This window comes from Staphylococcus schweitzeri (assembly GCF_002902405.1).
GTDB lineage: Bacteria > Bacillota > Bacilli > Staphylococcales > Staphylococcaceae > Staphylococcus > Staphylococcus schweitzeri.
The window spans coordinates 1-5,144 of record NZ_PPQS01000036.1 but is presented as its reverse complement, the minus strand read 5'-3'; the positions used below and the strand labels follow the sequence as shown (position 1 = coordinate 5,144).

At 31.8% G+C, this 5,144-nt stretch carries 5 protein-coding genes; all 5 read left to right on the top strand.

Translation table 11 applies throughout. From position 1 onward, the window contains the following. Positions 1-76, top strand: a 76-nt coding sequence (locus tag CD116_RS13925; RefSeq protein WP_240625113.1) for a CDP-glycerol glycerophosphotransferase family protein, incomplete at its 5' end; no start/stop codon positions are given. 553 nt (positions 77-629) lie between these two features. Beyond that, positions 630-1,799: a teichoic acid glycerol-phosphate transferase TarF gene (gene tarF / locus CD116_RS07895; RefSeq protein WP_047548796.1), complete on the top strand. Its 1,170-nt coding sequence runs from the start codon at positions 630-632 to the stop codon at positions 1,797-1,799. A gap of 276 nt (positions 1,800-2,075) precedes the next feature. Next, positions 2,076-2,792, top strand: a complete 717-nt coding sequence (locus tag CD116_RS07890; RefSeq protein WP_000872487.1) for a D-ribitol-5-phosphate cytidylyltransferase — start codon at positions 2,076-2,078, stop codon at positions 2,790-2,792. Continuing rightward, complete coding sequence (locus tag CD116_RS07885) at positions 2,785-3,810, top strand: ribitol-5-phosphate dehydrogenase (RefSeq protein ID WP_000610199.1); 1,026 nt, start codon at positions 2,785-2,787, stop codon at positions 3,808-3,810. Before CD116_RS07890 ends, CD116_RS07885 begins: the two co-directional genes overlap by 8 nt. A 21-nt stretch (positions 3,811-3,831) precedes the next feature. After that, positions 3,832-5,144: CDP-glycerol glycerophosphotransferase family protein (locus CD116_RS07880; RefSeq protein WP_103325236.1), on the top strand; the 1,313-nt coding region annotated here is incomplete at its 3' end.

Genomic DNA, 5,144 nt, shown 5'->3' with positions numbered 1-5,144 from the left:
GTTCTTAGATAAACATTTTAAATATCAAGATGGCCGATCAAGTGAACGTTTAGTCAAAGACTTATTCAGACGCTAAGTGGTAACATTTTTCATTTAATTTTGAAATAAGGCATAGTTTTCAGGAAGCGTGCTGACAATGAAGAGAGTAACATATCATGAGAAGCAGGGCTATATGATGAGAATTACTTTTGATTTTTCATGCACAAGGGAGTGGGACAGAAATGATATTTTTACAAAATTTATTTCGTTGTCCCACCCCGGCAAGGTTGACTAGAATTGAAAAAAGCTTGTTACAAGCGCATTTTCGTTCAGTCAACTACTGCCAATATAACTTTGTAGAGCATAGAACATTGATTTATGTCTCAGCCTCTTCCAACTGAATTGTCATTTTGTAAAATAAAATAACCAATCCAATCGTTATCTAGTTCATTTTTGTATAGACATATACGTTATGAATGGATAACGATTTTTTGTTATGTTAAAGTGAAACATTAATCATGATTTCGTATAATTTCTAGCGACGAGTGTAATGGTTAAAAGAATCTTATAATGAGATGCTATAATAAGCATGATTGCAACAGATTTGCATATACGTATTATTATTAACAAAGACACGTCGGAGGTACGACATGATTAAAACGACAATTAAAAAAATGGTTGAATATAGTATACATACGAGTTTTAAATTACTATCAAAATTACCGAATAAAAATCTAATTTATTTTGAAAGCTTTCATGGTAAACAATATAGTGATAACCCCAAAGCACTATATGAATATTTAGTTGAACATAGTGACGCGCAATTAGTTTGGGGTGTCAAAAAAGGATATGAAAGCATATTCAAACAAAACAATGTGCCATATGTTACAAAGTTTTCGATGAAATGGTTTTTAACGATGCCAAGAGCGAAAGCGTGGATGATTAATACACGTACGCCAGATTGGTTATATAAAGGATCTCAAACAACGTATTTACAGACTTGGCACGGTACACCACTGAAAAAAATTGGTTTGGATATTAGTAATGTTAAAATGCTAGGTACAACAACAACGGCATACCAAGATGGGTTTAAAAAGGAAAGTCAACGTTGGGACTACTTAGTATCACCTAATCCGTATTCAACAGATATATTTCAACATGCATTTCATGTTAACCGAGATAAAATATTGGAAACGGGTTATCCACGTAATGACAAATTAACACATAAACAAAATGATACTGAATATATTAATCGTATAAAGACGCGTTTAAATATACCTTTAGACAAAAAAATAATTATGTATGCGCCAACTTGGCGTGATGATGAAGCCATTCGAGAAGGTTCATATCAATTTAATGTTAACTTTGATATCGAAGCTTTGCGTCAAGCGCTGGATGACAATTATGTCATTTTATTACGTATGCATTATTTAGTTGTGACGCGTGTAGATGAACATGATGATTTCGTGAAAGATGTCTCGGATTATGAAGATATTTCTGATTTGTACTTGATTAGTGATGTATTAATTACAGACTATTCATCTGTTATGTTTGATTATGGTGTTTTAAAGCGTCCACAAATTTTCTATGCTTATGATTTAGAAAAATATGGTGATGAACTTCGAGGATTTTATATGGATTATAAGAAAGAGTTACCAGGTCCTATTGTTGAAAATCAAGCAGCACTTATTGAGACATTAAAACATATAGATATAACAGCTAATGATTATATTGCAGCACGAACAGCTTTTTATCAAAAATATTGTTCATTAGAAGATGGACATGCATCGCAGCGAATTTGTAGAACAATTTTTAAGTGATTCCGTAAAAAACAATAAAACATTATAAATTAATTGGTTTAGTGATATAAATAATAAACGAAATGTTTGCTTGTGTGTTATTATTTGTGTATAAAAACGTCTGATATGTTGTAATATAGACTTAAACAAAATATGCTAAAATATAAGCAAAATGTGTGTAATTTTATGTTTTACATTGACATTTAGAATTTTGATTTTAAAACGAGTTATCACAAAAAATATGCAATGGAATTTAAATAATTAAATATAGATATAGTTGAATGGAGGAAGTATTTTATGAAATACGCTGGTATTCTAGCTGGAGGTATAGGTTCAAGAATGGGTAATGTACCTTTACCTAAACAATTTTTAGATTTAGATAATAAACCTATTTTAATCCATACTTTAGAAAAATTTATTTTAATTAATGACTTTGAAAAAATTATTATTGCGACACCACAACAATGGATGACGCATACAAAAGATACACTTAGAAAATTCAAAATTTCTGATGAGAGAATTGAAGTGATTCAAGGTGGTAGTGATCGTAACGATACAATAATGAATATCGTTAAGCATATTGAATCTACAAATGGTGTGAATGAAGATGACGTTATTGTAACGCACGATGCAGTAAGACCATTTTTAACGCATCGTATCATTAAAGAAAATATTCAAGCTGCATTAGAGTATGGGGCAGTAGATACAGTTATTGACGCTATCGATACAATTGTTACATCTAAAGATAATCAAACAATTGATGCCATTCCAGTGCGTAACGAAATGTATCAAGGTCAAACACCACAATCATTCAATATTAATTTATTAAAAGAAAGCTATGCGCAGTTAAGTGATGAACAAAAGAGTATCTTATCTGATGCATGTAAAATTATTGTCGAAACAAATAAACCTGTACGTCTTGTAAAAGGTGAATTATATAACATTAAAGTAACAACACCATATGATTTAAAAGTAGCTAATGCTATTATTCGAGGTGGTATTGCCGATGATTAATCAAGTATATCAATTAGTTGCACCTAGACAATTTGAAGTTACGTATAACAACGTAGATATTTACAGTGATTATGTCATTGTACGTCCTTTATATATGTCAATTTGCGCTGCCGATCAAAGATACTACACAGGTAGCCGTGATGAAAATGTCTTGTCTCAAAAACTACCAATGTCTTTAATTCATGAAGGTGTAGGCGAAGTAGTATTTGATAGTAAAGGTATATTCAATAAGGGCACGAAAGTTGTAATGGTACCCAATACGCCAACGGAAACAGACGATGTCATTGCTGAAAACTATTTAAAATCTAGTTATTTCAGATCAAGTGGTCATGATGGTTTCATGCAAGATTTCGTATTGCTAAATCATGATAGAGCTGTGCCGCTACCCGACGATATTGATTTAAGTATCATTTCATACACAGAACTAGTGACAGTTAGCCTACATGCCATTCGTCGATTTGAAAAGAAATCAATTTCCAACAAAAATACATTTGGTATTTGGGGAGACGGAAACTTAGGCTATATCACAGCTATTTTACTGCGTAAATTATATCCAGAGTCTAAAATTTATGTCTTTGGTAAAACAGATTATAAATTGAGCCACTTCTCATTTGTTGATGATGTCTTCTATATTAATAAAATACCTGAAGGCTTAACATTTGATCATGCATTTGAATGTGTTGGTGGGCGCGGTAGTCAATCAGCAATTAATCAAATGATTGATTACATTTCACCTGAAGGCAGTATTGCATTATTAGGTGTAAGTGAGTTCCCGGTTGAAGTTAATACACGTCTTGTGTTAGAAAAAGGATTAACATTGATTGGTAGCAGCCGAAGCGGGTCAAAAGATTTCCAAGATGTTGTAGACTTATACATTAAATACCCAGATATCGTAGATAAATTAGCGCTGTTAAAAGGTCAAGAGTTTGAGATTGCGACAATTAATGATTTAACTGAAGCTTTTGAAGCAGACTTATCTACATCTTGGGGTAAAACAGTACTAAAATGGATTATGTAAATAGAAAAGGATGAATTAACGTTGGTTAAAAGTAAGATATATATAGATAAAATCTATTGGGAACGTGTTCAATTATTCGTTGAAGGACATAGTGAAAACCTAGATTTAAAAGATAGCAATTTTGTATTAAGAAATTTAACTGAGACACGCACAATGAAGGCAAATGATATCAAAGTTGATGGCAATCAATTCGTTTGTCGTTTCAATGTAGCTATCTTAGACAATGGTTATTACTTACCTGAAGATAAGTATTTATTAGTTAATGAGCAAGAACTTGATTATATAGCACAGTTAAATCCAGATGTGATTAACGATGCATATCAAAATTTAAAGCCAGAACAAGAAGAACAATACAACGAATTAGAAACACAAAATGGTAAAATCAATTTCTTATTGCAGACTTATCTAAAAGAATTTAGAAAAGGCGGTATTTCAAAGAAAACGGTTTATACTGTAACACCTGAAATTTCTAGCGATGTTAACGAATTCGTCCTTGATGTTGTTGTAACTACACCAGAAGAAAAAAGTATGTTTATCGTTCGTAAATATAAAGAATTACGTAAGTATTTCCGCAAACAATCTTTTAATACGAGACAATTTATTTTTAAAGCGATATTTAATACGACGAAGTTTTTCCATTTAAAAAAAGGTAATACGGTGTTATTCACATCAGACTCTAGACCAACGATGTCTGGTAACTTTGAATACATCTATAATGAAATGTTACGTCAAAATTTAGATGAAAAGTATGATATTCACACTGTATTTAAAGCAAATATTACTGATAGACGTGGTATTATCGACAAATTTAGATTGCCATATTTGCTTGGTAAAGCAGATTATATCTTTGTTGATGACTTCCATCCATTGATTTATACAGTGCGTTTCAGACGTTCTCAAGAGGTTATTCAAGTATGGCATGCAGTTGGTGCCTTTAAAACAGTCGGCTTTAGCCGTACTGGTAAAAAAGGTGGACCATTCATAGATTCTTTAAATCATCGTAGCTATACAAAAGCGTATGTATCATCAGAAACTGATATTCCATTTTATGCTGAAGCATTTGGTATTAAAGAAAAAAATGTAGTGCCTACTGGTGTACCTCGTACAGACGTACTATTTGATGAAGCGTATGCGAAACAAATTAAACAAGAGATGGAAGAAGAATTGCCAATCATTAAAGATAAGAAAGTCATTCTTTTCGCACCAACATTCAGAGGTAGTGGACATGGTACAGCACATTATCCATTTTTCAAAATAGACTTCGAACGTTTAGCAAGATACTGTGAGAAAAATAACGCGGTTGTATTATTTAAAATGCATCCGTTTGTAAAAAA

Bases quoted from the DNA above. Each gene is read 5' to 3' on its own strand.
- tarF (WP_047548796.1), top strand. From the start codon at position 630: ATGATTAAAACGACAATTAAAAAAATGGTTGAATATAGTATACATACG.
- CD116_RS07890 (WP_000872487.1), top strand. From the start codon at position 2,076: ATGAAATACGCTGGTATTCTAGCTGGAGGTATAGGTTCAAGAATGGGT.
- CD116_RS07885 (WP_000610199.1), top strand. From the start codon at position 2,785: ATGATTAATCAAGTATATCAATTAGTTGCACCTAGACAATTTGAAGTT.